Annotated in this window: 24 protein-coding genes; 3 read left to right on the plus strand and 21 right to left on the minus strand. The window is 72.7% G+C overall.

Going from position 1 to position 24,262, the window contains the following annotated elements:
- Nucleotides 1-20 precede the first annotated feature (20 nt).
- The 14 genes from ACFVTH_RS15840 to pyrR all read right to left on the minus strand — a co-directional run bounded on the left by ACFVTH_RS15840 (nt 21) and on the right by pyrR (nt 16,491).
- Nucleotides 21-650: a response regulator gene (locus ACFVTH_RS15840; protein ID WP_387092892.1), complete on the minus strand. Its 630-nt coding sequence runs from the start codon at nt 648-650 to the stop codon at nt 21-23.
- Between the two features lie 8 nt (nt 651-658).
- On the minus strand, nt 659-1,933 hold the full coding sequence (locus ACFVTH_RS15845; RefSeq protein ID WP_387092895.1) for a sensor histidine kinase: 1,275 nt from the start codon (nt 1,931-1,933) through the stop codon (nt 659-661).
- 102 nt (nt 1,934-2,035) lie between these two features.
- On the minus strand, nt 2,036-3,991 hold the full coding sequence (locus ACFVTH_RS15850; protein WP_387092898.1) for a primosomal protein N': 1,956 nt from the start codon (nt 3,989-3,991) through the stop codon (nt 2,036-2,038).
- 1 nt (nt 3,992) lies between these two features.
- Complete coding sequence (gene metK / locus ACFVTH_RS15855) at nt 3,993-5,186, minus strand: methionine adenosyltransferase (RefSeq protein ID WP_387092900.1); 1,194 nt, start codon at nt 5,184-5,186, stop codon at nt 3,993-3,995.
- A complete protein-coding gene (gene coaBC / locus ACFVTH_RS15860) occupies nt 5,183-6,436 on the minus strand; it encodes a bifunctional phosphopantothenoylcysteine decarboxylase/phosphopantothenate--cysteine ligase CoaBC (RefSeq protein ID WP_387092903.1) in 1,254 nt (417 codons plus the stop codon). Before coaBC ends, metK begins: the two co-directional genes overlap by 4 nt.
- Nucleotides 6,437-6,449: 13 nt before the next feature.
- Complete coding sequence (gene rpoZ / locus ACFVTH_RS15865; RefSeq protein WP_376945441.1) at nt 6,450-6,707, minus strand: DNA-directed RNA polymerase subunit omega; 258 nt, start codon at nt 6,705-6,707, stop codon at nt 6,450-6,452.
- 74 nt (nt 6,708-6,781) lie between these two features.
- On the minus strand, nt 6,782-7,702 hold the full coding sequence (gmk, locus tag ACFVTH_RS15870) for a guanylate kinase (protein ID WP_387092906.1): 921 nt from the start codon (nt 7,700-7,702) through the stop codon (nt 6,782-6,784).
- Nucleotides 7,695-8,576, minus strand: a complete 882-nt coding sequence (gene pyrF, locus ACFVTH_RS15875; protein ID WP_387092909.1) for an orotidine-5'-phosphate decarboxylase — start codon at nt 8,574-8,576, stop codon at nt 7,695-7,697. Before pyrF ends, gmk begins: the two co-directional genes overlap by 8 nt.
- Nucleotides 8,573-11,863, minus strand: a complete 3,291-nt coding sequence (gene carB / locus ACFVTH_RS15880) for a carbamoyl-phosphate synthase large subunit (protein WP_387092911.1) — start codon at nt 11,861-11,863, stop codon at nt 8,573-8,575. Before carB ends, pyrF begins: the two co-directional genes overlap by 4 nt.
- Entirely contained in the window at nt 11,863-12,999 is a 1,137-nt protein-coding gene (gene carA / locus ACFVTH_RS15885) for a glutamine-hydrolyzing carbamoyl-phosphate synthase small subunit (protein WP_387093658.1), read from the minus strand. Before carA ends, carB begins: the two co-directional genes overlap by 1 nt.
- 94 nt (nt 13,000-13,093) lie before the next feature.
- Nucleotides 13,094-13,651, minus strand: coding sequence for a hypothetical protein (locus tag ACFVTH_RS15890; RefSeq protein WP_387092914.1), 558 nt, complete (start codon nt 13,649-13,651; stop codon nt 13,094-13,096).
- Nucleotides 13,644-14,987 (minus strand): dihydroorotase, encoded by a 1,344-nt coding sequence (locus ACFVTH_RS15895; protein ID WP_387092917.1) that lies wholly within the window; start codon nt 14,985-14,987, stop codon nt 13,644-13,646. The genes ACFVTH_RS15890 and ACFVTH_RS15895 overlap by 8 nt, the downstream gene beginning before the upstream one ends.
- The gene (locus ACFVTH_RS15900; RefSeq protein WP_387092920.1) at nt 14,987-15,937 is read right to left on the minus strand and encodes an aspartate carbamoyltransferase catalytic subunit; all 951 of its coding nucleotides are present in this window, start codon (nt 15,935-15,937) and stop codon (nt 14,987-14,989) included. Before ACFVTH_RS15900 ends, ACFVTH_RS15895 begins: the two co-directional genes overlap by 1 nt.
- On the minus strand, nt 15,934-16,491 hold the full coding sequence (pyrR, locus tag ACFVTH_RS15905) for a bifunctional pyr operon transcriptional regulator/uracil phosphoribosyltransferase PyrR (RefSeq protein WP_387092923.1): 558 nt from the start codon (nt 16,489-16,491) through the stop codon (nt 15,934-15,936). The genes ACFVTH_RS15900 and pyrR overlap by 4 nt, the downstream gene beginning before the upstream one ends.
- A 154-nt stretch (nt 16,492-16,645) precedes the next feature.
- Here pyrR and ACFVTH_RS15910 point away from each other — a divergent pair, with 154 nt between their 5' ends.
- On the plus strand, nt 16,646-17,257 hold the full coding sequence (locus tag ACFVTH_RS15910) for a hypothetical protein (protein WP_387092926.1): 612 nt from the start codon (nt 16,646-16,648) through the stop codon (nt 17,255-17,257).
- 60 nt (nt 17,258-17,317) lie between these two features.
- Here ACFVTH_RS15910 and ACFVTH_RS15915 read toward each other — a convergent pair whose 3' ends face one another.
- Nucleotides 17,318-17,833 carry a DoxX family membrane protein gene (locus ACFVTH_RS15915; RefSeq protein ID WP_387092929.1) on the minus strand — a complete coding sequence of 172 codons (516 nt, stop codon included), beginning with the start codon at nt 17,831-17,833 and terminating at the stop codon, nt 17,318-17,320.
- Between the two features lie 204 nt (nt 17,834-18,037).
- Here ACFVTH_RS15915 and ACFVTH_RS15920 point away from each other — a divergent pair, with 204 nt between their 5' ends.
- Nucleotides 18,038-19,342, plus strand: a complete 1,305-nt coding sequence (locus ACFVTH_RS15920) for a nucleotide disphospho-sugar-binding domain-containing protein (RefSeq protein WP_387092932.1) — start codon at nt 18,038-18,040, stop codon at nt 19,340-19,342.
- Between the two features lie 34 nt (nt 19,343-19,376).
- On the opposite strand, the gene nusB is transcribed toward ACFVTH_RS15920, so the two are convergent.
- Both nusB and efp read right to left on the minus strand, forming a co-directional pair.
- Complete coding sequence (gene nusB, locus ACFVTH_RS15925) at nt 19,377-19,790, minus strand: transcription antitermination factor NusB (RefSeq protein ID WP_022887995.1); 414 nt, start codon at nt 19,788-19,790, stop codon at nt 19,377-19,379.
- Complete coding sequence (gene efp, locus ACFVTH_RS15930; RefSeq protein WP_157424144.1) at nt 19,790-20,353, minus strand: elongation factor P; 564 nt, start codon at nt 20,351-20,353, stop codon at nt 19,790-19,792. The genes nusB and efp overlap by 1 nt, the downstream gene beginning before the upstream one ends.
- Before the next feature lie 394 nt (nt 20,354-20,747).
- On the opposite strand from efp, the gene ACFVTH_RS15935 reads away from it, so the two are divergent.
- A complete protein-coding gene (locus ACFVTH_RS15935; RefSeq protein ID WP_387092934.1) occupies nt 20,748-20,957 on the plus strand; it encodes a luciferase family protein in 210 nt (69 codons plus the stop codon).
- Between the two features lie 23 nt (nt 20,958-20,980).
- Here the strand turns inward: ACFVTH_RS15935 and aroQ are convergent, their stop codons facing one another.
- From aroQ to aroC, 4 genes are read right to left on the minus strand one after another with little or no spacing between them, the layout of a single operon-like run.
- Nucleotides 20,981-21,436, minus strand: coding sequence for a type II 3-dehydroquinate dehydratase (aroQ, locus tag ACFVTH_RS15940; RefSeq protein ID WP_387092937.1), 456 nt, complete (start codon nt 21,434-21,436; stop codon nt 20,981-20,983).
- Nucleotides 21,433-22,518, minus strand: a complete 1,086-nt coding sequence (aroB, locus tag ACFVTH_RS15945) for a 3-dehydroquinate synthase (RefSeq protein ID WP_387092940.1) — start codon at nt 22,516-22,518, stop codon at nt 21,433-21,435. The genes aroQ and aroB overlap by 4 nt, the downstream gene beginning before the upstream one ends.
- Nucleotides 22,515-23,033: a shikimate kinase gene (locus tag ACFVTH_RS15950; RefSeq protein ID WP_387092943.1), complete on the minus strand. Its 519-nt coding sequence runs from the start codon at nt 23,031-23,033 to the stop codon at nt 22,515-22,517. Before ACFVTH_RS15950 ends, aroB begins: the two co-directional genes overlap by 4 nt.
- Nucleotides 23,026-24,243 carry a chorismate synthase gene (aroC, locus tag ACFVTH_RS15955; RefSeq protein WP_387092946.1) on the minus strand — a complete coding sequence of 406 codons (1,218 nt, stop codon included), beginning with the start codon at nt 24,241-24,243 and terminating at the stop codon, nt 23,026-23,028. The genes ACFVTH_RS15950 and aroC overlap by 8 nt, the downstream gene beginning before the upstream one ends.
- Nucleotides 24,244-24,262: the final 19 nt, after the last annotated feature.

Consider the following 24,262-nt stretch of genomic DNA (forward strand, 5'->3'; position numbering starts at 1 on the left):
CCCATTCTCCCGGATACGGGTCAGCCGAGCAGTCCGTGCTCCCACGCGTGCGCCACGATCTGCAGGCGTGAAGCGAGGCCGAGCTTGGCGAGCACCGACGAAACGTGGCTCTTCACGGTGGTCTCGGAGATGAACGCTTCCGCCGCGATTTCGGCATTCGAACGCCCCCGCGCCGCGAGCAGGTAGACGTCCCGTTCCCGCCGCGAAAGTGCCGCGATCGAAGCGTCGTCGCGCGGGCGATCGGGAATGTCGCGCACGAGGCTGCCCGGCTCGGCCGGAGCGACTACCGTGCCGCCGTCGTGCACCGTGCGAATCGCCGCGAGCAGCAACTCGGGTGTCCCATCCTTCATGAGGAACCCGCGTGCGCCGGCGCGCAACGCCCGCTGCACCGCGATCTCCCCACGGTGCGTCGTCAGCACGATGACCCGCGGTCGGTCGACACCCTCGCCGAGGAGTGCCTCAGTCGCCGAGACGCCGTCCAGCCCGGGCATGCGCACGTCCATCAGCAGCACGTCGGGCCGTGCGTCGTCGACGAGGCCGCGCACCTCGTCGCCCCGATGCACGGCACCGACGAACTCGAGATCGGATTGCGAGCCGACGAGCATGCCGATGCCCGAGCAGAAGAGCCGTTCGTCGTCGGCGATCGCCACCCGCACGTTCACGCCTCGGCCTCGCTGCTCGTCGCCGCGTCGGCCTCGGGCGACGCGTGGCCGCCCTCCGACGCCCCTCCGGCACGCACGGCGGGCAGGAACCCGGCGACGACGAAGCCTCGTTCGTCATCGGCGTCGACGCCGAGCCATCCGCCCGCGAGCCTCGCCCGTTCGCGCATGCCGACGGTGCCGCGCCCCTGCACACCCCCGTCGCGCTCGGCCCGTCGCGGCGACACGATCTCGAAGCCTGTGCCGTCGCGGCGACGGTCGAGCACCACCGTCGTCGACGCGGTGCGGCCGCCGTGCCGGACGGCATTCGTCAGACTCTCCTGGATGATCCGGTACAGCGCGCGCGACTGCGGGGATGCGAGTTCGAACGCCTCGCCACGCTCCTCGACTTCTACGTCGAGCCCGGCCGAACGAGCGCCGGCGACGAGTTCGTCGAGCCGGTCGATGCCCGGGCTCTCGAACTCCCCCGCGTCGTCGAGCCCGTCGAGCAGCCGTCGCACCTCGACGAGCGCTCCTCGTCCGCGTTCGGCGATCGCGTCGAGCGCATCGTTCGCCGCTCCCCGCTCGTCTCCCGCGTAGCGGGCGCCGTCGGCCTGCGCGACGATCCCCGCGAGCGAGTGCGCGACCACGTCGTGGATCTCCCGTGCGAAGCGCTCGTGCTCGAGTGCGGCGGCGAGTTCGAGCTCTGCCTCGCGCAGTTCGGCCGCCTGCCGGGCGGCCGCGAGGCGCTCGGCGTACCGGGTTCGCACCGTCCCGAGCGCCCACCCGATCGCCCACGCCGCCGCCATCACGAGGGCAGTCGCGATCGCGAAAGGATTCAGCAGGGTGTACAGCGCCGCCGCCCAGAAATCGGCGGCCGGGATGAGGAACCCCTCCTGCATTCCGGCGAGCACCAGCCAGATGTCGACGAGCACGACGACGACCACGGCATAGGCGGCGGCCCAGATGCGGCGGCGATGCGCCGAAGCGACGGCCACGCCCACGATCGGGACCGCCAGCAGCGCCGCCCAGACGGAACCCTCGAGGCGCATCACCGGCACGAACGTCATCATCGCGAGCGTCGTCACCGCGATCAACGAGGCGGCTCGTGGAAATCGCCCTGCGAGCCCGATCGCCGTGCCGAACCCGGCGAACACCGCCCACTCGGGCGGCGGCATCATCGCTGGCGACTGACCACGCCCCGCCTCGGCGATGCACCACAGCACGAAGTACACGATGCCGCCGGCGGGGAAGGCGAGTTGCAGGAGCAGGCTCATGAGTCGGTCGCGGGTCATGTCGTCACGCTAACGAGGTCGGACGCTCCGATCGAGGCTCCGCGCGGACTCCCCGTCGCGAGGAGGACGGATTCCCTCCTCAGGAAGGAGACGCCTCCAGGCCTACGGCACCTCGGGGTCGTCGAAGCGCACGCGCAGCACGCGCGGACGCTGCGGTCGCCGCCCGGCGACCGGACGCCGCCGTTCGGTGGCGACCCGGATCATCTCCGCCCGCAACGCGCGCGCCACCGCGGCGCCCGCGCCGTAGTCGAACCGCACGATCGCCCGCTCGAGCTCGTCGTCGGCGGGCGTCGGCCCGAGCACGTCGACCCCGGGCGCCACCGCCGTCGCCGCGTCGATGGCGCGTTCGACCCCCGCGTGCGGCGCCGTGACGCTCGCGACGCGCACCGCGGGAGGGAACCGCAGCGCGCGGCGGGCCGCAAGCTCGGTGCCCGCCCACTCGAGCTGCCGCCAACCTGCGAGCGCCTGCGCGAGCGCGCCCGCCACGCCGACGAGGAACACCGGCGCACCCGGTGCGGCCAGCGCCGCGGCATTCGACCACCACCGGAGGCAGTCCTCGGCGACGCGCAGGGACTCGCGCAGCAGCATCCGCTCGCCGTCGAGGAGCAGCACCGCCCGGTAGCCGCCCTCCGCGACGGGCTCCGCACCGCGGGTCGCGACGACGAGCGCCGGCTCGGCGCCGACCCGCAGCACCGGGCGCTCGCCGTCGGAGAGGATCACCCGTGCCCGCGGGAACGCCCGGCCGAGCTCTTCGGCGGTGCGGCTCGCGCCGACCGTCACGGCGCGCAGCTTCGTCGACTCGCACACGGGGCACTGCCAACTCGCGGCACTCGTGCCGCAGAGCGTGCAGCGAGGCGCGCCGCCGGCGCGCGGCACCGCGAGCACACCGCCGCAGGCGGCGCAGCGGGCGGGTTCGCGGCAGCGATCGCACGAGAGCATCGGCGTGTGCCCGGGGCGGGCCACCTGCACGAGGACCGGGCCGGCCCGGACCGCCTCCTGCGCCTGGCGCCATGCTGCCGACGGGATGCGCGCCGAGCCCGGCTCGGGCGTCGCCTGCTGCTCGGTCGGGATGACGCGCGGACGCGTATGACGGTGCGCCGCGACCGATCGCACCCAGCCGATCTCGACGAGTCGCTCGACCTCGACGCTGCGGGTGTGCCCGAGGAGGAGGAGGGCGGCGCCCGACTGCTCCTGGCGGATCAGCGCGACGTCGCGCGGGTGCACGCCGGGGCTCAGCGGCTCGTTCATGAGTGCGTCGCCGTCGTCCCACAGCGCGATGAGGCCGAGCCTCGCCGCCGGCGCGTAGACGGTCGACCGGTTGCCGACGATGATGCGGGCGTGGTCGCCGTGGGCGTCGAGGAACGCCCGGAATCGTGCGCCGCCCGTCTGCCGCGCATCGGTGCGCAGCACCCGGCGGGGGTCCACGATCTCGGCGAGGGCCGCCTGCAGCTGCTCCTGGTCTCGGTAGTCGGGCACGACGAGGAGGCTCGAGCGGTCGGCGGCGAGCGTCGCCGCGGCCGCCTCGGCGAGGGTGACCGCCCAAGCGCCGACCCACTCCCCCGACGGCAGCCTCACCGGACGCGGGTCGGCGGCGAGGGCCATCCGTTCGCCGCCCGCGATGCCGGCCTCGACGACGCCGGCCTCGTAGCCCGTGACGGCGGTGGCCGGCGGCAGCTCGCCCGGGTCGGGCTCGGCCCCCCGCCAGGCCCGTTCGACGCGCACGTAGCGGCTCGGGATCGCGAGCCGCAGCACGTCGCTCGCGTTGCCCGCGGCCCGGTCGGCGACTGCGCGTGCGAGCGCCCACACCTCGGGCGTGAGCAGGGGCACCTCCGAGACGACGAGGTCGAGCTCGGCGAGACGGCCCTCGTACTCGCTCGACTCGGCGAGCTCGACGAGCCAGCCGTCGGCGATGCGCCCGCCCGAGCGCAGCGGGACCCGCACTCGGACGCCCGGCCTCGCCTCGTCGACGAGCCGGTCGGGCACGCGGTAGTCGAAGAGCTGGTCGAGTTGCGGCAGCGGCGAGTCGACGAGCACCCTGGCGACCGGGCCGGCCGTCACCTCAGAGCCCGGCGGCGGAGCGGAGCTCGGCGACGCGGTCGAGGCGCTCCCAGGTGAAGTCGGGGAGCTCGCGTCCGAAGTGGCCGTAGGCGGCGGTCTGCGCGTAGATCGGGCGGAGCAGGTCGAGGTCGCGGATGATCGCCGCGGGGCGGAGGTCGAACACCTCGCGGATCGCGCCGATGATCTGCTCGTCGGGCAGCGTGCCGGTGCCGAACGTCTCGACGTAGAGCCCGACCGGTGAGGCCTTGCCGATGGCATAGGCGACCTGCAGCTCGAGCCGGTCGGCGAGGCCGGCCGCGACGGCGTTCTTCGCGACCCAGCGCATCGCGTACGCGGCCGAGCGGTCGACCTTCGACGGGTCCTTGCCGCTGAACGCCCCGCCGCCGTGACGGCTCGCCCCGCCGTAGGTGTCGATGATGATCTTGCGGCCCGTGAGGCCCGCGTCGCCCTGGGGGCCGCCGATCTCGAAGCGACCGGTCGGGTTGATGAGCACCGACAGCTCGGGGCGCGCGAGCTCGACCGTGTCGAGCACCGGGCGGATGACGAGCTCTTCGACCTCGGCGCGGAGCTGCTCGTTCGAGACCGCTGGCGAGTGCTGCGTCGAGAGCACGACCGTCTCGATCGTCTTCGGCGTCTGCCCGTCGTAGCCGACGGTGACCTGGGTCTTGCCGTCGGGGCGCAGGTAGTCGAGCTCGCCGGCCTTGCGCACGTGCGCGAGGCGCTCGGCGAGGCGGTGCGCGAGCCAGATCGGCACGGGCATGAGCGCGGGCGTCTCGCGCGTGGCGTAGCCGAACATGATGCCCTGGTCGCCCGCGCCCTGGCGGTCGAGCTCGTCGTCGCTCGCGCGCTCGCGCGCCTCGAACGCGTGGTCGACGCCCTGGGCGATGTCGGGCGACTGGCCGCCGATCGACACCGAGACGCCGCACGAGCGGCCGTCGAACCACACGTCGGAGGAGTCGTAGCCGATCGAGGTGACGCGCTCGCGGACGATCGCCGGGATCTCGACGTAGCCCGAGGTCGTGACCTCGCCGGCGACGTGCACGAGTCCCGTCGTCACGAGGGTCTCGACCGCCACCCGGCTGTTCGGGTCGACGGCGAGCAGCGCGTCGAGGATCGAGTCCGAGATCTGGTCGCAGATCTTGTCGGGGTGGCCTTCGGTCACGGACTCGGAGGTGAAGAGGCGGAGGGCGCTCATACGGGGTCGGCTTCTTTCGTGGTGCGGTCTTCTGCGGTGTGCGCGAGCTTCGAGACAACCACGTCGAGGATGGCACCGGCCACCGACCGTTTCGTTCCGTGAAGCCGTGTGACGATCTCGTCGTCGCCGCCGAGGATGACGACGGAGTTCTCGTCGCTCGCGAAGCCCTCGTTCCAGCCGACCCGGTTCACGACGAGCACATCGGCGCCCTTGGCGCGGCGCTTGGCCCGCCCGAGCTCGAGCAGGCGCCCGTCGTCGGGCTCGGTCTCTGCGGCGAAGCCGACGAGCAGGGTGCCGTCGTGGGGCGCGTGCCCGAGACCGGCGAGGATGTCGGGGTTGCGGACGAGCTCGATCGTCATCCCGTCGCCGGAGCCGTCCTTCTTGATCTTCTGCTCGCTGACGTTCGCGGGCCGGTAGTCGGCGACGGCTGCGGCCATGACGACCGCGTCGGCGCCGCGAGCGGCCTCGGTGACGGCGGCCTGCAGCTCGAGCGCGCTCGACACGCGACGGAGGTCGCAGCCCGCGGGATCGGCGATCTCGAGGTTCGCGGCGACGAGGGTGACCTCGGCGCCGCGGGCATGGGCGGCCTCGGCGATCGCGACGCCCTGCTTGCCGCTGGAGCGGTTGCCGAGGAAGCGCACGGGGTCGAGCGGCTCGCGCGTGCCGCCGGCGGTCACGACGATGCGGCGACCCGCGAGGTCGCGGCCGGCCGTCTCGGCGGATGCCGCGACCGCGAGTGCGGCCTCGACGATGACGTCGGGCTCCTCCATGCGACCAGGGCCGCTGTCGGCGCCCGTCAGCTGGCCGACGGCGGGGCCGACGACGGTGACGCCGCGGCCCTCGAGCGTCGCGATGTTCGCCTGCGTCGCCGGGTGCCGCCACATCTCGGTGTGCATCGCGGGGGCGATGACGACGGGCGCCTCGCTCGCGAGCACGCTGTTGCCGAGCAGGTCGTCGGCGAGGCCTGCCGCGAGCTTCGCGATCGTGTTCGCCGTCGCCGGGGCGATGACGATGAGGTCGGCGGCCTGGCCCATCGCGACGTGGCGCACCTCGGCGACGCCCTCGTACAGCTCGGTGTGCACCGGGTTGCGCGAGATCGCCTCGAGGGTCGGCCTGCCGACGAAGCGCAGCGCCCCCTCGGTGGGGATGACGTGCACGTCGTGGCCGGCGAGGACGAGGGCTCGGACGACGCCGACGGCCTTGTACGCCGCGATGCCGCCGGTGATGCCGACGACGATGTTGAGGGTCACGCGGCCCCCGGGGTCACTCGCCCAGCGGGCGGAGCCGGAGCTTGTCCTCGTTGATCTCGTGCATGGCCACCGACAGCGGCTTGTCGTCGATCGACGAGTCGACGAGCGGGCCGACGTTGTCGAACAGGCTGCCCTCGTGCAGGTCGGCGTAGTAGTCGTTGATCTGGCGGGCGCGCTTCGAGGCGAAGATGACCAGCTGGTACTTCGAGTCGACCTTCGAGAGCAGGTCGTCGATGGGCGGGTCGATGATGCCGGACAGCTTCTCAGCCATGGAAGGACTCCTTGTTTCGTGGTGCGCGCCGAGCGCGCGAAAGCTCGTGGCGAGGGTGCCCGAACCGCGACGGCTCAACGACGACCCTTGCGAGGTCTCATCAAGTCTACGACCTTCTGGGCGGCCTCGCCGACTTCGTGGTTCACGACCTGGTGGTCGAACTCGTCGACCGCGGCCAGTTCGACCTTGGCGGTCTCGAGCCGGCGCTGCTGCTCGGCGGCCGTCTCGGTGCCCCGCCCGACGAGCCGGCGGACCAGTTCGTCCCACGTGGGCGGGAGCAGGAAGACCAGCGTCGCGTCGGGCATCGCACGGCGCACCGAGCGGGCGCCCTGGATGTCGATCTCGAGCAGCACGCTCTGGCCCGCGGCGATCGCGTCCTCGACGGGGCCGCGCGGGGTGCCGTAGCGGGAGGCGTTGTGGACGGTCGCCCACTCGAGCAGCTCGCCCGCCTCGATCATCCGGTCGAACTCGGCGTCGTCGACGAAGAAGTAGCTCTCGCCCTCGACCTCGCCGGGTCGCGGTGCCCGCGTCGTCGCCGAGACCGAGAGCTTCACGTCGGGGTGGTGCTGGCGGATGTGGTTCGCGACCGTGCCCTTGCCGACGGCCGTCGGACCGGCGAGCACGACGAGCCGGTCGCCCGTGCCGCCGTGCGCGGCGACCCATTCGGCGAGGAACTCGCGGAGGCGCCGGCGCTGCAGACGGCCGAGGCCGCCGAGGCGCTTCGAGGTCGAGATCTCGAGCTCCTGCATGATGCGGGTCGACTTCGTCGCGCCGATGGCGGGGATCGAGGTGAGGAACTCGGTGACGCGCAGGCGACCCTCGACGCCCTCGGGCTCCTCGAACGCGACGCGCAGCACGTCGAGCGGGCTGCGACGGCCCGAGGCCACCTCGGCCTTCACGCTCGCTCGGGCGCGCCGCGCGGCGACGGCGGCACGCGACGCGGCGACGCGGTCGACGTCGGGCGGGGTCGATGCGGCGGGCCGGGACTCAGACATCGACGCTCCCGACCTCGTCGACGCGACGGGCGACGGCATCGGCGAGGCCGTCGGGTCCTGCGGCGAGCAGCGACCGCGACTCGCTCACGATGACGCCCGAGCTGTACGCGCCGTAGATCGACCGGAGCTCGCGAAGCTCGCCGCCCTGGTGGCCGAAGCCCGGCGCGAGCACCGGCAGGCCCGGGCGGGGCGGCTCGCCGTCGCGGTCGAGGCCTGCTGCGCGAAGGTCGACCGTCGCGCCGATGACGACGCCGACGGAGCCGAGGGAGCGCGCGGAGGCATCCGCCCGACCCTGGTTCCACGCGACGACGCCCGCAGTGATCGCACCCGCGACGGTCGAGCCTGCGCGGCTCGACTGCTGCAGGACGGCGCGCTGCACGGCGGCGGCCTCGGGGTTCGAGGTCGCCGCGAGCACGAAGAGCCCCTTGCCCGCGCGCTCGGCCGCCACCATGACCTGCTCGACGGAGCCAAGCCCTTGGTAGGCGCTGATCGTCATGGCGTCGGCCTCGAGGGAGGAGCCGGGCCGGAGCCACGCCTCTCCGTAGGCGTCGACGCTCGAGCCGATGTCGCCGCGCTTCGCGTCGGCGATCACGAGGAGGCCGGCGTCGCGGGCCTCGGCGAGCACGCGCTCGAGCGCCGCATAGCCGGCGGCCCCGTGCCGCTCGAAGAACGCCACCTGCGGCTTGACGATGCCGGCGCGGCCGGCCGCCGCGTCGACGGTGCGCAGCCCGAACTCGCGCACGCCGGCGGCGGAGTCGTCGTAGCCCCACGAGGCGAGCAGCGACGCGTGCGGGTCGATCCCGACGCAGAGCCGGCCGTACGCGGCGAAGACGGCCTCGAGCCGTTCGCCGAACGGCAGGGGTTCGTCGCTCACGCCGACACCTCCCGCTTGGCCTGGTAGTCCTGCAGGCTCGTGACCTCGAAGCCGTCGCCGTTCACGTCGAGCGACGCGACGGCGGCCGACAGCTCGGCGATCGTCGTGAAGAGCGGGATGTCGGCGGCGACCGCGGCGGCGCGGATCTCGTAGCCGTCGGCGCGCGCCGAGCGGCCGCTCGGGGTGTTCACCACGATGTCGACCTCGCCGCGGTTGATGAGCTCGACCACCGAGGTGGCGTCGTCGTTCGGCTTCTCGCTGAACTTCGTCACCTCGCGGGCGCCGATGCCGTTGCGGCGCAGCACCTCGGCGGTGCCCTCGGTCGCCGTGATCTCGTAGCCGAGCTGCTGCAGGCGCAGCACAGGGAGGATGATCGCGCGCTTGTCGCGGTCGGAGACCGAGACGAAGACCGTGCCGGTCTCGGGCATGCCGCCGTACGCGGCGAGCTGGCTCTTCGCGAACGCCCGCGGGAAGTCGCGGTCGATGCCCATGACCTCGCCGGTCGAGCGCATCTCGGGGCCGAGCACGGAGTCGACCATGATGCCCTCGCGGGTGCGGAAGCGGTGGAACGGCAGCACGGCCTCCTTCACCGCGACGGGCGCGTCGAGCGGCACGCGCGAGCCGTCGGCGGCGGGAAGCAGACCCTCGGCGATGAGCTCGGCGACGGTCGCGCCCACCATGATGCGGCTGGCGGCCTTCGCGAGCGGGATGCCGAGCGCCTTCGAGACGAACGGCACCGTGCGGCTGGCGCGCGGGTTCGCCTCGAGCACGTAGAGCACGCCGGCCCCGATCGCGAACTGCACGTTGAGGAGGCCGCGGACGCCGATGCCCTCGGCGATGGCGCGCGTCGCCTCGCGCACGCGGTCGACCTCGGCGCGGCCGAGCGTCACGGGCGGGAGGGTGCAGCTCGAGTCGCCCGAGTGGACGCCGGCCTCCTCGATGTGCTCCATGACACCGCCGATGTAGAGGTCGGTGCCGTCGTAGAGGGCGTCGACGTCGATCTCGATCGCGTCGTCGAGGAAGCGGTCGACGAGCAGCGGGTGGCTCGGGCCGACGATGCCCTGGCCCTCGATACGCGCGAAGTAGTCGGCGAGCGAGGTGGTGTCGTAGATGATCTCCATGCCGCGGCCGCCGAGCACGTAGCTGGGGCGCACGAGCACCGGGTACCCGATGCCCTCGGCGACCTGCACGGCGCCGGCGAGGTCGATCGCGGTGCCGTTGCGCGGCGCGAGCAGCCCCGCGTTCTCGAGGATGCCGGCGAAGAGGCCGCGCTCCTCGGCGAGGTCGATCGCCTCGGGCGTGGTGCCGAGGATCGGCACGCCCGCCGCTTCGAGGCCCTTGGCGAGCCCGAGGGCGGTCTGCCCGCCGAGCTGCACCACGACGCCCACGAGCTCGCCCGACTGGGACTCGGCGTGGATCACCTCGAGGACGTCCTCGAGGGTGAGCGGCTCGAAGTAGAGGCGGTCGCTCGTGTCGTAGTCGGTCGAGACCGTCTCGGGGTTGCAGTTGATCATGATCGTCTCGAACCCGGCGGCCGAGAGTGCGAACGACGCGTGCACGCACGAGTAGTCGAACTCGACGCCCTGGCCGATGCGGTTCGGGCCCGAGCCGAGGATGACGACCTTGCGGCGGTCGCTCGGGGCGACCTCGGTCTCGTGGTCGTAGCTCGAGTAGTGGTACGGCGTGAGGGCGGGGAACTCCCCCGCGCAGGTGTCGACGGTCTTGTACACCGGGCGGATGCCGAGGATGTGACGCACCTCGCGGGCGTCGGCCTCGCTCCCGAAGCCGCGGAGCTCGGCGATCTGCGCGTCGGAGAAGCCGTGGTCCTTGGCGAGCAGCAGGGTGTCGTGGTCGAGCGCCTCGGCGGCGGCGACGTGCGAGGCGACCTCGTTGATCAGCACGATCTGGTCGAGGAACCAGGGGTCGATCTTCGTCGACTCGAAGGCCTGCTCGATCGTCGCGCCCTTGCGGAGCGCCTGCTGCACGAGCACGATGCGGCCGTCGGTCGGCACCTTCGCCTGCTCGAGGAGCTCCTCGACCGAGCGCGACTCCTCGCCCCAGTGGAACGACGAGCCCCGCTTCTCGAGCGAACGCAGCGCCTTCTGCAGCGCGGTCGCGTAGTTGCGGCCGATCGCCATGGCCTCGCCGACCGACTTCATGGTCGTCGTGAGGGTCGGGTCGGCGGCGGGGAACTTCTCGAACGCGAAGCGGGGCACCTTGACGACGACGTAGTCGAGCGTCGGCTCGAAGCTCGCCGGGGTCACCCGCGTGATGTCGTTCGGGATCTCGTCGAGGCGGTAGCCGATCGCGAGCTTGGCGGCGATCTTCGCGATCGGGAAGCCCGTCGCCTTCGAGGCGAGCGCGCTCGAACGGGAGACGCGCGGGTTCATCTCGATGACGATGATGCGGCCGTCGGCCGGGTCGATCGCGAACTGGATGTTGCAGCCGCCGGTGTCGACGCCGACCGCGCGGATGATGTCGATGCCGATGTCGCGGAGCTTCTGGAACTCGCGGTCGGTCAGGGTGAGCGCCGGCGCGACGGTGATCGAGTCGCCGGTGTGCACGCCGACCGGGTCGACGTTCTCGATCGAGCACACGACCACGGTGTTGTCGTGGGTGTCGCGCATGAGCTCGAGCTCGTACTCCTTCCAGCCGAGGATGGACTCCTCGAGGAGGACCTCGGTGGTCGGCGAGTCGTGGAGGCCTGCGCCGGCGATGCGGCGGAGCTCGGCCTCGTCGTAGGCGAAGCCCGAGCCCAGGCCGCCCATCGTGAACGAGGGGCGCACCACGAGCGGGTAGCCGAGGTCCTCGGCCGCGGCGAGCACCTCGTCCATCGTGTGGGCGATGTGCGAGCGGGCGACATCGGCGCCGCACTCGACGACCAGCTCCTTGAAGAGCTGGCGGTCCTCGCCCTTGCGGATCGCGTCGACCTTCGCGCCGATGAGCTCGACGCCGTGCTTGGCGAGGATGCCCGCCTCCTCGAGTGCGATCGCCGCGTTGAGCGCCGTCTGCCCGCCGAGGGTCGGCAGCACCGCGTCGGGGCGCTCCTTCTCGATGATCTTCTCGATGATCTCGGGCGTGATCGGCTCGATGTAGGTCGCGTCCGCGAAGTCGGGGTCGGTCATGATCGTGGCCGGGTTCGGGTTCACGAGGATGACGCGAACGCCCTCGGCGCGGAGCACCCGGCAGGCCTGGGTGCCCGAGTAGTCGAACTCGGCCGCCTGGCCGATGACGATCGGCCCTGAGCCGATGACGAGGACGGAGTTGATGTCGTCGCGCTTGGGCATTAGTTGCCGGCCTCCTGGGTCGGGGTGGACTTCGTCGCGATGACCATGTCGCGGAACCGGTCGAAGAGGTAGTTGGCGTCGTGCGGGCCGGCCGCCGACTCGGGGTGGTACTGCACGCTGAACGCGGGGATGTCGAGGCAGTTCAGTCCCTCGACGACGTTGTCGTTGAGGCCGACGTGGCTGACCTCGACGCGGCCGAAGCCCTCGCTCGACTCGCTGACCCGGTCGGTCGGCGCGTCGACCGCGAAGCCGTGGTTGTGCGCGGTGATCTCGACGCGGCCGGTCGCGCGGTCGAGCACCGGCTGGTTGATGCCGCGGTGGCCGAACGGCAGCTTGTAGGTGCCGAAGCCGAGGGCGCGACCGAGCAGCTGGTTGCCGAAGCAGATGCCGAAGTACGGCACGCCGGCGCGGAGCGCCGTGCGGAGGATCTCGACGTGCTGGTCGGATGCCGCGGGGTCGCCCGGTCCGTTCGAGAAGAACAGCGCGTCGGGATGCAGCGCGAGCACCTCCTCGGCGGTCGTCGTCTGCGGGAGCACGTGCACGTCGAAGCCGCGCTCGGCGAGGTAGTTCAGCGTCGAGGTCTTCACCCCGAGGTCGAGCACGGCGACGGAGCCGACCCGCTCACCCGTCGCGGGCAGCGAGTAGGGCTCGACCGTCGAGACGGCGCCCGAGAGGTTCTGCCCGGCCATCTGCGCGCCCGACTGCACGACGGCGAGCTGCTCGCCCGCGCTCAGTGCGGCGTCGTCGCCCGAGAAGATGCCGGCCCGCATGGAGCCCGCAGAGCGGAGGTGGCGGGTGAGGGCACGGGTGTCGATGCCCGAGATGCCGACGACGCCCGAGGCGACGAGGTCGTCGTCGAGGCTGCGCTGGGCGCGGAAGTTCGAGACCACGCGGGAGGGGTCGCGCACGATGAAGCCGGCCACCCAGATGCGGTTCGACTCCTCGTCGGCGTCGTTCATGCCCGTGTTGCCGATGTGCGGCGCCGTCATCATGACGATCTGGCCGGCGTACGACGGGTCGGTGAGGGTCTCCTGGTAGCCGGTCATGCCGGTCGCGAAGACGGCCTCGCCGACCGTGCGACCGCGGGCGCCGTAGGCGCGCCCCTCGTAGCGCGTGCCGTCCTCCAGCACGAGCACGGCGGGCTCTCCCGTGCGCCCGAAGGCGGTCGTCGTCGCGGCGGTCGCCTCGGCGGTCTCGGGCGTGCCGGTCGGCTCGCCCGCGTTGGTGGTCTCAGTCATCCGAGGCCTCGCTCTCGTGTTGTTCCGGCCGCGGTGCGGCGGGCGCCGCGGCGATGTCTTCGATGGCCCGGAGGATTCGGGCCTGGTCGCCCGGATACCGGGCTCGGAGGTAGCTGTCGACCCGGGGCTCGACGCCCTCGGTCTCATCGTCCGTCGCGGCGATCCAGCTGAGGGCGATGAGCCCCTCGGGCTCGACGCCGCGGTCGATCGCGTAGCTCGCGGTCGCGGCTCCGACGACCCGGTCGGCTGGGATGAAGCTCACCGGCTCGCCGGCGATGCGGAGGGCGACGCCCTCGGGCATCACCTCGACGCGCCCGGCGCCTCGGAACGCGAGGCCCTGGACGGCGAGCCGTTCGAGCGGCTCACCGGCCGGCGTGGTCGCGACGTAGAGCACCTCGGCCTCGAGCTCGGCCTCGCCGCGCACGGCGGGCACCGGGTAGGCCGACAGCACCGAGTCGCGCGCCGCGCGCCGGCGCCACGAACGCACCATGAGCCAGGCGATCACCGCGAGCACGGCGACCGCGACGAGTGCGCCGATCCACTTATCCATGCGCACCCCCGTTCGCGACGGCCGCGAGCTCGGCGATCTCCTCGGCGGGGCGCACGCGCCCGTCGAGCGCCGTGGCGTAGCCCGCGTGGAAGGTCGCGACGACCCGCCCGGGCAGGGTGCGGCCGAGGTAGGGCGAGTTGGTGCTGCGTCCGGCGAGCCGATCGAGGTCGAACACCGCGGAGGCGTTCGGGTCGTAGAGCGTCAGCTCGGGCGCCGCGCCGACGGCGACGGACTCGCCCTGACCCCGCAGTCGGCCGATCCTCGCGGGCGCCTGCGAGAGCACCCGTGCGACGTCGTTCCAGTCGAGCAGGCCGTTCTCGACGACGGCGGCATGCACCACGGAGAGCGCCGACTCGAGGCCCACCATGCCGTTCGCCGCGGCATCCCACTCGCTCTCCTTCGCCTCGACCGGGTGCGGTGCGTGGTCGGTGGCGACGATGTCGATGGTGCCGTCGGCGAGCGCCGCGCGCAGCGCGAGCGTGTCCTCCGTGCGGCGCAGCGGCGGGTTGACCTTGAACCGCGGGTCGTAGCCCCTGATCAGGTCTTCGGTGAGCAGCAGGTGGTGCGGGGTGACCTCGGCGGTGACGTCGATGCCGCGGGCCTTCGCCCAGCGGATCACCTCGACGGAGCCCGCCGTCGAGACGTGGCACACGTGCAGCCGGCTGCCGACGTGCTCGGCGAGCAGCACGTCGCGCGCGATGATCGACTCCTCGGCGACCGCGGGCCATCCGGCGAGGCCGAGCTCGCCCGAGAGCGCGCCCTCGTTCATCTGCGCGCCCTCGGTGAGCCGCGGCTCCTGGGCGTGCTGGGCGATGACGCCGTCGAAGGCCTTCACGTACTCGAGCGCGCGGCGCATGAGCAGCGGGTCCGAGACGCAGAAGCCGTCGTCGCTGAAGACCCGCACGTTCGCGCGCGAGCGCGCCATCGCGCCGAGCTCGGCGAGCTCGGCGCCCTTGAGGCCCACGGTGACCGCGCCGATCGGCTGCACGGTGGCGAAGCCGGCGGAGCTGCCGAGGCTCGCCTCCTGCTCGACGACGCCGGCGGTGTCGGCCACGGGGAAGGTGTTCGCCATCGCGAAGACCGCGGTGAATCCGCCCGCGGCCGCGGCCTGCGTGCCGGTCAGCACCGTCTCGCTCTGCTCGTAGCCGGGCTCGCGGAGGTGGGTGTGCAGGTCGACGAGGCCGGGCAGCGCGATGAGGCCGTCGGCGTCGTGCACCGTGGCGCCCGCGGCGCCCGGGATGCTGCCGACCTCGGCGATGACGCCGCCGTCGATGAGGATGTCGGCGCGCTCGCCGCTCGGGAGGGTCGCACCGGTGATGAGGTGACGCATCGACATCAGCTCTCACCCCGTTCGCCCGACAGCAGCATGTAGAGGGCGGCCATTCTCACTGATACTCCGTTCGCGACCTGTTCTCGCACCGTGGACCGCGGCGAATCCGCCGCACGGGCCGAGATCTCGAGCCCGCGGTTCATGGGCCCGGGGTGCATGACCATCGTAGTCGGGGGCAGGCGGTCGAACCTGGCGTCGTCGAGGCCCCAGGTGCGGGCGTACTCGCGGCTGTTCGGGAAGAAGGCCGCGTGCATGCGCTCCGCCTGGATGCGGAGCATCATGACGACGTCGGGGCCGCCGGCGAGCGCCGCGTCGAGGTCGTAGCCGACCGCGGCGGGCCAGGCGCCGGTCGCGACCGGGACGAGGGTCGGCGGTGCCACGAGCTCGACCTCGGCGCCGAGGGTCGAGAGCAGCCACACGTTCGACCTGGCCACGCGGGAGTGCAGGATGTCGCCGACGATGACGACGCGCGCCCCGTCGAGACCCCGCCCCCGCGAGGACGCCCCGTGCAGTCGCCGACGGATCGTGAAGGCATCGAGCAGGGCCTGGGTGGGGTGCTCGTGCGTGCCGTCGCCCGCGTTGACGACGCCCGCGTCGATCCAGCCGCTCGTCGCGAGCGTGAGCGGAGCGCCGGAGGCGTGGTGCCGGATGACGACGCCGTCGGCGCCCATCGCCTGCAGGGTCTGGGCCGTGTCCTTCAGGCTCTCGCCCTTCGAGACGCTCGAACCCTTCGCGCTGAAGTTGATGACGTCGGCGCTCAGGCGCTTCGCGGCGGCCTCGAACGAGATGCGGGTCCGGGTCGAGTCCTCGAAGAAGAGGTTCACGACGGTCTTGCCGCGGAGCGTCGGGAGCTTCTTGACCTCGCGCTCCTGCACGGCGGCCATGTCCTCCGCGATGTCGAGCAGCGCGACGGCCGCGTCGCGGCCCAGCTCGCGGGTGCCGAGGAGGTGCTTCATCGTGCGCCTCCCTCGGACGGGGCGTCCTCGATGGAGACGGCGTCGTCGTCGTCGATCTCCTCGAGCCGCACGTTGATGCGTTCGCGCGTCGAGCTCGGGAGGTTCTTGCCGACGAAGTCGGCCCGGATCGGGAACTCCCGGTGGCCGCGGTCGACGAGCACCGCGAGGCGCACGGCGCGGGCTCGACCGAGGTCGGCGAGCGCGTCGAACGCGGCGCGGATGGTGCGACCCGAGTACAGGACGTCGTCGACGAGCACGACGGTCTTGCCGTCGATGCCGCCAGCCGGCAGCTCGGTCGGCGACGGCGTGCGCATTCGGGTGTGCGCGAGGTCGTCGCGGTACATCGTGACGTCGAGCGCCCCCGCGAGCGCGGCGGGCGCATCGGGCTCGATGCGGGCGATGGTCTCGGCGATCCGGCGGGCGAGGATCACGCCGCGCGTCGGGATGCCGAGGAGGACGAGATCGTCCGATCCGCGATTGGACTCGAGGATCTCGTGCGAGATGCGGGTCAACGCCCGCTGGATGTCAGCCTGATTGAGCACAGCACGTGCCATGGACCGACTCCCTTCTCCGCCTCACAGGACGGCCTTAAAGGTTGCCAACTCGGACGAGTCTACCAGCGGCCCCGGACCCGGCGGGGCGCCCGCATCACGGGAGGTCGCCTCCCGCGCGTCGCGCACCGGCCCTTCTCGCGGGTACGGTTCGTGCATGCGCACGATCCCCTCCCGGCCCTGGGCCGTCGTCTCGGCGTTCGCCGCCGCCGCGTGGGCGTTCTTCCTGCTGCCGCCGCAGCAGGCGGTCTGGTCGGGCGCGGGCTCCCCCGCCTGGCTCAGGACCCTCGACGGCTCCCCCGTGTACGACGGCCTGCGCGGCGGGTTGCACGCCGCCGGCCTCCGCGACGACTACCTGGTGTTCGGTTCGGCCGCCGCGCTGTCGTTCGTGCTGATCTGGTTCGCGACCGGCCCGTCGTTCGCGCAGCTCGGCTGGAGCGGCCGGGTGCTCGGTTGGATCGTGCTCGCGAGCGCCCCGATCACGGTGCTCTCCTACGCCAACCACCCGATCGACGCCCCGCTGCACGCCCTCTGGGGCGCCGAGGCGTTCGCGCTCCTCCTCATCGGCGTGTGGGCGCTGATCGTCGCCGCGGTCGCGCCGCGCGGCCGCGTGCCGCTCTGGGAGCGCCTGCTGCTCACCGCCACCCTGCCCGTGATCGTCGTCGCGACGGTCGTGCTCGGCTACTGGCCGCACGGCAGCCTCGTCGGGCTCGGCCTCGTGGCCGCGGCCTTCGCGGCATGGGGCCGGCGGGCCGACGAGGTCGCCTGACACGACGGATGCCCCGGGCCCGGCGTTCGAACGACGCCGGGCCCGGGGCATCCGCCGGTCTCAGCGACGGCCGATCGGGCGGGTGAGCGCCTTGGCCGCGATGACCATCGCGGCGGCGACGAGCACGACGTCCTTGAGGATGTACTGCGCGGTCAGCGTGGGACCTGCGCTCGTGAAGAGCTCGCCGGTGAAGAACACGAGCGGCGAGAAGATGCCGACGAAGGTGCCGGCGAGGGCCAGGAGGCCGATGCGCAGCAGGAAGCCCGTGACGAAGGCGAGCCCGACGAAGACCTCGAGCGAGGCGGTGAGCGCCATCGCCGCGTAGCCGTCGACGAGGCCGAACGAGAGCGAGTTCCAGGTGCGCATGACGAGGTCCTCGACGGGGCTCGCCCCGGGGAGGAACTTCAGCGCGCCGAACACGAGGAAGACGAGGCCGAGCGAGACGCGGAGCGCCGGGACGGCGATGCGGGCGAGGAAGCGCTGGACGACGGCCTGCGCGGCGTTGGCACGTTCGAGGACGGAGTCGAGACCCGTCGCGGTCGAGACGCGTCCGGTGCCGAGTGCGGTGCTGGACATGGTGATGCCTTTCTGACGGAGTGATGAGGGAGTGGCAGCCGGATGCGGCAGCACATCCATCACATCGGCGCGGCGTCCCGTGGTCGCCATGGCGACCGCTGAATCCTGCTCGTGGCCTCCCCCGAACGCCCCCTCAGGGACACCACCGCCGGACCCCCCGAGTGCGGGGCGCGCCGCCGAGGCGCCCCGTGGTGCAATGACGGCATGGCCGAGGTGATGCTCGCGGTGACGCCGTTCCACGGTCACGTGGCGCCGATGGCGGTCGTGGCGGGGGCCTTCGCGGCCGCCGGCCACCGCGTGCGCGTCTACACGGGCGCCGCCCATGCCGCGGCGTTCGAGGCCGCCGGCGCCGAGGTCGTGCGCTGGCGGGAGGCCCCCGACTTCGACGAGCACGAGCTCGCGGCGACCTTCCCCGAGCTCGGCTCGGGCACGGGCCTCGCCCAGTTGATGCGCAACATCGAGCAGCTGTTCATCCGCACCGGCGCCGCCCAGTGCCGCGATCTCCTCGCCGCGTACGAGGCGCGTCCCTGGGATGTGCTCGTCGCCGAGTCGACGAGCCTCGGCGCGGCGTTCGCCGCGGATCGCACGGCGACGCCCTGGGTCACCGTGTGCCTCACCCCGCTCACGCTCCTCGACCCGGGGACCCCGCCGCCCGGGTTCGGCATCCCGCCGGCCCGCGGCGTGCTCGGGCGCGCTCGCGACCGCCTGCTGATCGGCGTGCTGCGCGTGCTGACGCGCCGGCTCCAGCGGGCGCACGAGTCGGAGCGCGCCCTCGCGGGACTCCCGCCCGACGGCCGCACCTTCGACGAAGCGTGCTACTCCCCCGAACTCGTCTGCGCCAGCGGCATCGCCGAGCTCGACGTGCCGCGCCCCGACAGCGGGCGCGTCCGATACGTGGGCGCGCTCTCGGCGCCACCGCCGGATGCCTCGCCGACGCGCCCCACGCGAGCGCTCCCAGAGTGGTGGCCCGAGCTGCTCGCCCACGAGCGGCCGGTGGTGCACGTCACCCAGGGCACGCAGCACCTCGCGCCCCGCGATCTCGTCGCCCCGTCATTCGGCGCGCTCGGAAGGCAGGAGGTGCTGCTCGTCGCGACGACGGGCCGGGCCGACGCACCCGGCTTCCCGTTCCCCGCTCCGCCCAACGCGCGCATCGCGGGGTTCGTGCCGCACGCCGAGCTGCTGCCGCACGTCGACGTCATGATCACGAACGGCGGCTGGGGCGGCATCCTCGCGGCGCTGTCCGCGGGCGTGCCGCTCATCGTCGCGGGCGGCGACGCCGACAAGCCCGAGGCGGCCGCGCGGGTCGGACGGTCGGGTGCCGGCATCGATCTCCGCACCGGCCGGCCGTCGCCGCGGGCCGTGCTGCGCGCGTACCGCACGATCGCCGCCGACCCCGCCTACACGGCGAACGCCCGGCGGCTCGCGCGGCTCCTGCGCGACCACGACGGCCCGCGCGAGGTCGTCGAGCTCACGACCGCGCTCATGACGAACGCGGCCGACCCCGCGTGAGCAGGGTCGGCCGCGTCGGACGTGGTCGAGCCGGTCAGGCCTTCGCGTGCGAGATCGCCGCGAGCAGGCCGTTCACGAAGCCGGCGGAGTCGTCGGTCGACAGCACGGTCGCCGCCTCCACGGCCTCGGAGATCGCGACGGGATCGGGCACCTCGTCGTTGTAGACGATCTCCCACACGCCGATGCGCAGCAGGGCGCGGTCGACCGCGGGCATCCGTTCGAGCGTCCACCCGCGGGAGTTCGTCTCGATGAGCTCGTCGATCTCGGCGCGGTGGTCGACGATGCCGTCGACGATCTCGCGCGCGTACAGCCACGACGCGGCGCGCTCGGGCTCGTTCGCCGCCTTCTGCGCCTCGACGACCAGCATCTGCTCGACGGGCACCTGGCGCATGTCGGCCGAGTACAGCATGTCGAGCGCGCGCTTGCGCGCCTTGGTACGGGCGCTCACTAGTCGTTCACGCGGCCGAGGTAGTCGCCCGTGCGGGTGTCGACCTTGACCTTGGTGCCCGTCTCGAGGAAGAGCGGCACCTGGATCTCGTAGCCGGTCTCGACGGTGGCGGGCTTGGTGCCGCCGGTCGAGCGGTCGCCCTGGAGGCCGGGCTCGGTGTACGTGATCTCGAGCACGACCGAGGCCGGCAGGTCGATGTACAGCGGGTTGCCGTTGTTCAGGGCGATGGTGACGGCCTGGTTCTCGAGCATGAAGTTCGCGGCGTCGCCGACGACGGTCGACGAGACGGTGATCTGGTCGTAGTCGGTCGCGTCCATGAAGACGAAGCCGTCGCCGTCGTTGTACAGGTAGGTGAAGTCGCGGCGGTCGACGTTCTCGATCTCGATCTTCGCGCCGGCGTTGTAGGTGCGGTCGACGGTCTTGCCGCTGACGACGTTCTTCAGCTTGGTGCGCACGAACGCACCGCCCTTGCCGGGCTTGACGTGCTGGAACTCGATGACGCTCCAGAGCTGGCCGTCGATCGAGAGGACGACGCCGTTCTTGATGTCAGCGGTGCTTGCCATGCGAATACGATCCATTCAGTTGCGAAGAGGCTCGGCCGGAGTCGGCCAGAGAAAGTTCAGTCGATCGAGTGTAGTCGCTGCGCTCCGGGCGCGCCAATGCAGCCGGATGCCCCGCGCCGCCGCCGGCCGCGATGCCCTACCCTGTCGTGGTGATCGACACCCCGCGCCCCGGCACCCGCCCGACCGTCTCGACCGAGGGGCCGCAGTGCCAGCTCGACCAGCGGGCGAGCCCCGAGCTGTGGGGTCGGCTGGTGGCGGGCGTCTTCGGCCTCGACGGGGTCGTCGAGGGCCACAGTCAGGTCTCGCCCACGTCGTCCCGTGCGGTCTTCCTCGTCGGGCAGGAGCTCGGCGTGCGCCCGAGACCTCGCTCTTCCCCGACGGGCGGCTCGAGCCCGTGCACCTGCACGGCGTCGACGACACCAGCGTGCACCTCGTGCTGCCGGCCGAACGCGGCGCCCGTCTCACCGAGCTCGGCTGGGCCGAGCCCCACCAGTACGAGGACTTCGGCACCGAGTTCATGGTCTACGGCCCGCGCGACCCAGACGAGCTCGAGGTCGTCGTGTCGATCGTCGAGGAGAGCCTGGCGTACGCCCGCGGCGCCTGAACGCGCGCGGCGCGCCGGCGGCCTCAGCCCTCGGCTCGCCCCGTGACGACGTCGAGGAGCAGCCGCACCGCCGTCGCGTAGCCGGCGACGCCCTCGCCCGCGACGTGCACCACCGCGACGTCCGCGACATACGAGTGGTGACGGAACGGCTCGCGCTGCGAGACGTCGGAGATGTGCACCTCGGCGACGGGCAGGTCGACGCCCGCGAGGGCATCGCGCAGCACGACCGAGGTGTGGGTCAGTCCGCCCGGGTTGATGACGATGCCCGCGCAGTCGAGTCGCGCCGCGTGGATCGCGTCGAGGAGCACGCCCTCGTGGTTGGACTGCACGGCCCGCACCTCGAAGCCGCGCGCGGCTGCGGTGTCCGCGACGATGCGCTCGACGTCGTGGAGCGTCTGCGAGCCGTAGATCTCGGGCTCCCGGGTGCCGAGCAGGTTCAGGTTCGGGCCGTTGACGAGCAGCAGCCGTCGCTCGGTCACGAGCCGATCTCCTGGTACGCGGCGAAGAGCAGCGATTGGTCGGGCGCCTGCATGACCGTCGGCTTCGCGAGGTCGTCGAGCACGATGAACCGCAGCTGGCCGGCCCGCGACTTCTTGTCGCGCTGCATGGTCGCGAGGAGGGTGTTCCAGCGACCGGCGGGGTAACTCGTCGGCAGGCTCAGGAGGTCGAGCACCCGGCGGTGCCGGTCGGCCACCTCGTCGGAGAGGCGCCCCGAGAGCCGGCCCAGCTCGGCGGCGAACATCATGCCGACGGCGACCGCCGCACCGTGCCGCCACTGGTACCGCTCGGCGTGCTCGACGGCGTGGCCGAGGGTGTGCCCGTAGTTGAGGATCTCGCGGAGCCCCTGCTCGGTGAGGTCCTCGGACACGACGTCGGCCTTCATCTGGATCGCGAGCTCGACGACGCGGCGGAACTCGGGCGTCGCGGGATCGGTCGCGACCTCGGGGTCGGCCTCGACGATGTCGAGGATCTCGGGGTAGCGGATGAACCCGGCCTTTACGATCTCGGCGAAGCCGGCGAGGATCTCGTTCTTCGGCAGGGTGTCGAGCAGGTCGAGGTCGCAGAGCACGGCGGCCGGCGGGTGGAAGACCCCCACGAGGTTCTTGCCCTCGTTCGTGTTGATGCCCGTCTTGCCGCCGACCGCGGCGTCGACCATGCCGAGCACCGTCGTCGGCACCTGCACGACGCGGACCCCGCGCAGCCAGGTGGCCGCCACGAACCCGGCGAGGTCGGTGATCGCTCCCCCGCCGAAGCCGACGATGGCGTCGCTGCGGGTGAAGTCGGCCTGGCCGAGCACCTGCCAGCAGAACGCAGCGACCTCGATGCGCTTGCCCGCCTCGGCGTCGGGCACCTCGGCGAGCAGCACCTCGAAGCGGTCGGAGAGCGCCTCGCGCAGCGCCGCGGCGCGGGCGCCGAGGGTCGCGGGATGCACGACCAGCACCTTCTTCACCGCGCCGCCGAGTGCGTCGCCGAGCTCGGCGAGGACGCCGCGCCCGACGACCACGTCGTAGCCCGACTCGCCGCCGACCCGGATCGCCGTGCGCTCGTCGTCTGCCGTCATCGTTCTCCTCCGAAGTGCCCGGTGATGTCGTCGACGATCCGCCCGACCGAGCGCCGGGAGGTGTCGATGGCGAGGTCGGCGACGGCCGCGTAGAGCGGGCGCCGGGCCTCCAGGATGGCCGTCCAGCGGTCGAGGCCGCCGTCGGCGATGAGCGGGCGGTTGCCGCCCGCGAGCCGCGGGGCGACGGCCTCGCGCGAGACCTGCAGCCACACGACCGCGAGCCGGGCGAGGTCGTCTCGGGTGTCCTCGTGCAGCACGGCGCCGCCGCCGAGCGAGACGACGGCCTCCTCGCGGAGCGCCTCGGCGACGACCTCGCGCTCGATGACGCGGAAGTACTCCTCGCCCTCGCGGGCGAAGATCTCGTCGATCGCGCCGTAGCGCTCGGCGATGCGCGCGTCGGTGTCGATGAACGGCGCCCCGGCGGTCGCGGCGAGCCGCTGGCCGACGCGCGACTTGCCGGCCCCCATCGGGCCGACGAGCACGATGGGAAGCCCGAGACGGGTGTCGTCAGACACCGGCGTCGACCACGCCCTCCGCCCCGGCGGTGCGCAGGCTCTCGGGGATGGCGGCGAGGTAGGCCTCGAGGTTGCGCCGGGTCTCGGCGACCGAGTCGCCGCCGAACTTCTCGAGCACGGAGTTGGCCAGCACGAGCGCGACCATCGCCTCGGCGACGACGCCCGCCGCGGGGACGGCGCACACGTCGGAGCGCTGGTGGTGCGCGGCCGCCGGATCGCCGGTCGTGACGTCGATCGTCGGCAGCGCGTGCGGCACGGTCGCGATGGGCTTCATGCCGGCGCGGACGCGCAGCACCGTGCCGGTCGACATGCCACCCTCGGTGCCGCCCGCGCGATCGCTGGCACGCACGATGCGGCCGTCGGCGGCGTGCAGCTCGTCGTGCGCGACCGAGCCGCGGCGACGGGTCGTCTCGAAGCCGTCGCCGACCTCGACGCCCTTGATCGCCTGGATGCCCATGAGCGCGGCGGCGAGCTGCGCGTCGAGACGGCGGTCCCAGTGCACGTGCGAACCGAGGCCCGGGGGCACGCCGTACGCGAGCACCTCGACGACGCCGCCGAGGGTGTCGCCCGACTTGTGGGCGTCGTCGACCTCGGCGACCATGCGGGCGCTCGTCTCGGCGTCGAAGCACCGGAGCGGATCGGCGTCGACCGCGTCGACGTCGGAGGGCAACGGCAGGGCGGCGCCCTCGGGCACGCGAACCGGGCCGATCGAGAGCGTGTGGGCGATCGTCAGGATGCCGAGCTCGGCGAGGAACGACTTCGCCACGGCGCCGAGCGCGACCCGCGCCGCCGTCTCCCGGGCGCTCGCCCGTTCGAGCACCGGGCGCGCCTCGTCGAAGCCGTACTTCTGCATGCCGACGAGGTCGGCGTGGCCCGGACGGGGCCGGGTGAGCGGGGCGCCGCGCCCGCGGCCGAGGCGCTCGGCGTCGATCGGTTCGGGGCTCATGACCTCCTGCCACTTCGGCCACTCGGTGTTGCCGACGCGCACGGCGATCGGGCTGCCGAGGCTCAGGCCGTGGCGGACCCCGCCCGAGATCGCCAGTTCGTCCTGTTCGAACTTCATGCGCGCGCCACGGCCGTAGCCGAGCTTGCGGCGCGCCAGATCGGCGCGGATCGAATCGAGCGAGACGGGGATACCGGCGGGAAGACCCTCGAGGATCGCGACGAGCTCAGGCCCGTGCGACTCTCCGGCAGTGAGCCAACGGAGCATGCCTCCTATCCTTCCACAG

Origin of the sequence: Agromyces sp. NPDC058104 (assembly GCF_042884835.1) — a bacterium.
Taxonomy (GTDB): Bacteria; Actinomycetota; Actinomycetes; order Actinomycetales; family Microbacteriaceae; genus Agromyces.

Bases quoted from the DNA above. Each gene is read 5' to 3' on its own strand.
- ACFVTH_RS15845 (WP_387092895.1), bottom strand. From the start codon at position 1,933: ATGACCCGCGACCGACTCATGAGCCTGCTCCTGCAACTCGCCTTCCCC.
- metK (WP_387092900.1), bottom strand. From the start codon at position 5,186: ATGAGCGCCCTCCGCCTCTTCACCTCCGAGTCCGTGACCGAAGGCCAC.
- rpoZ (WP_376945441.1), bottom strand. From the start codon at position 6,707: ATGGCTGAGAAGCTGTCCGGCATCATCGACCCGCCCATCGACGACCTG.
- gmk (WP_387092906.1), bottom strand. From the start codon at position 7,702: ATGTCTGAGTCCCGGCCCGCCGCATCGACCCCGCCCGACGTCGACCGC.
- carB (WP_387092911.1), bottom strand. From the start codon at position 11,863: ATGCCCAAGCGCGACGACATCAACTCCGTCCTCGTCATCGGCTCAGGG.
- ACFVTH_RS15890 (WP_387092914.1), bottom strand. From the start codon at position 13,651: ATGGATAAGTGGATCGGCGCACTCGTCGCGGTCGCCGTGCTCGCGGTG.
- ACFVTH_RS15895 (WP_387092917.1), bottom strand. From the start codon at position 14,987: ATGTCGATGCGTCACCTCATCACCGGTGCGACCCTCCCGAGCGGCGAG.
- ACFVTH_RS15900 (WP_387092920.1), bottom strand. From the start codon at position 15,937: ATGAAGCACCTCCTCGGCACCCGCGAGCTGGGCCGCGACGCGGCCGTC.
- pyrR (WP_387092923.1), bottom strand. From the start codon at position 16,491: ATGGCACGTGCTGTGCTCAATCAGGCTGACATCCAGCGGGCGTTGACC.
- ACFVTH_RS15910 (WP_387092926.1), top strand. From the start codon at position 16,646: ATGCGCACGATCCCCTCCCGGCCCTGGGCCGTCGTCTCGGCGTTCGCC.
- ACFVTH_RS15915 (WP_387092929.1), bottom strand. From the start codon at position 17,833: ATGTCCAGCACCGCACTCGGCACCGGACGCGTCTCGACCGCGACGGGT.
- ACFVTH_RS15920 (WP_387092932.1), top strand. From the start codon at position 18,038: ATGGCCGAGGTGATGCTCGCGGTGACGCCGTTCCACGGTCACGTGGCG.
- efp (WP_157424144.1), bottom strand. From the start codon at position 20,353: ATGGCAAGCACCGCTGACATCAAGAACGGCGTCGTCCTCTCGATCGAC.
- aroB (WP_387092940.1), bottom strand. From the start codon at position 22,518: ATGACGGCAGACGACGAGCGCACGGCGATCCGGGTCGGCGGCGAGTCG.
- aroC (WP_387092946.1), bottom strand. From the start codon at position 24,243: ATGCTCCGTTGGCTCACTGCCGGAGAGTCGCACGGGCCTGAGCTCGTC.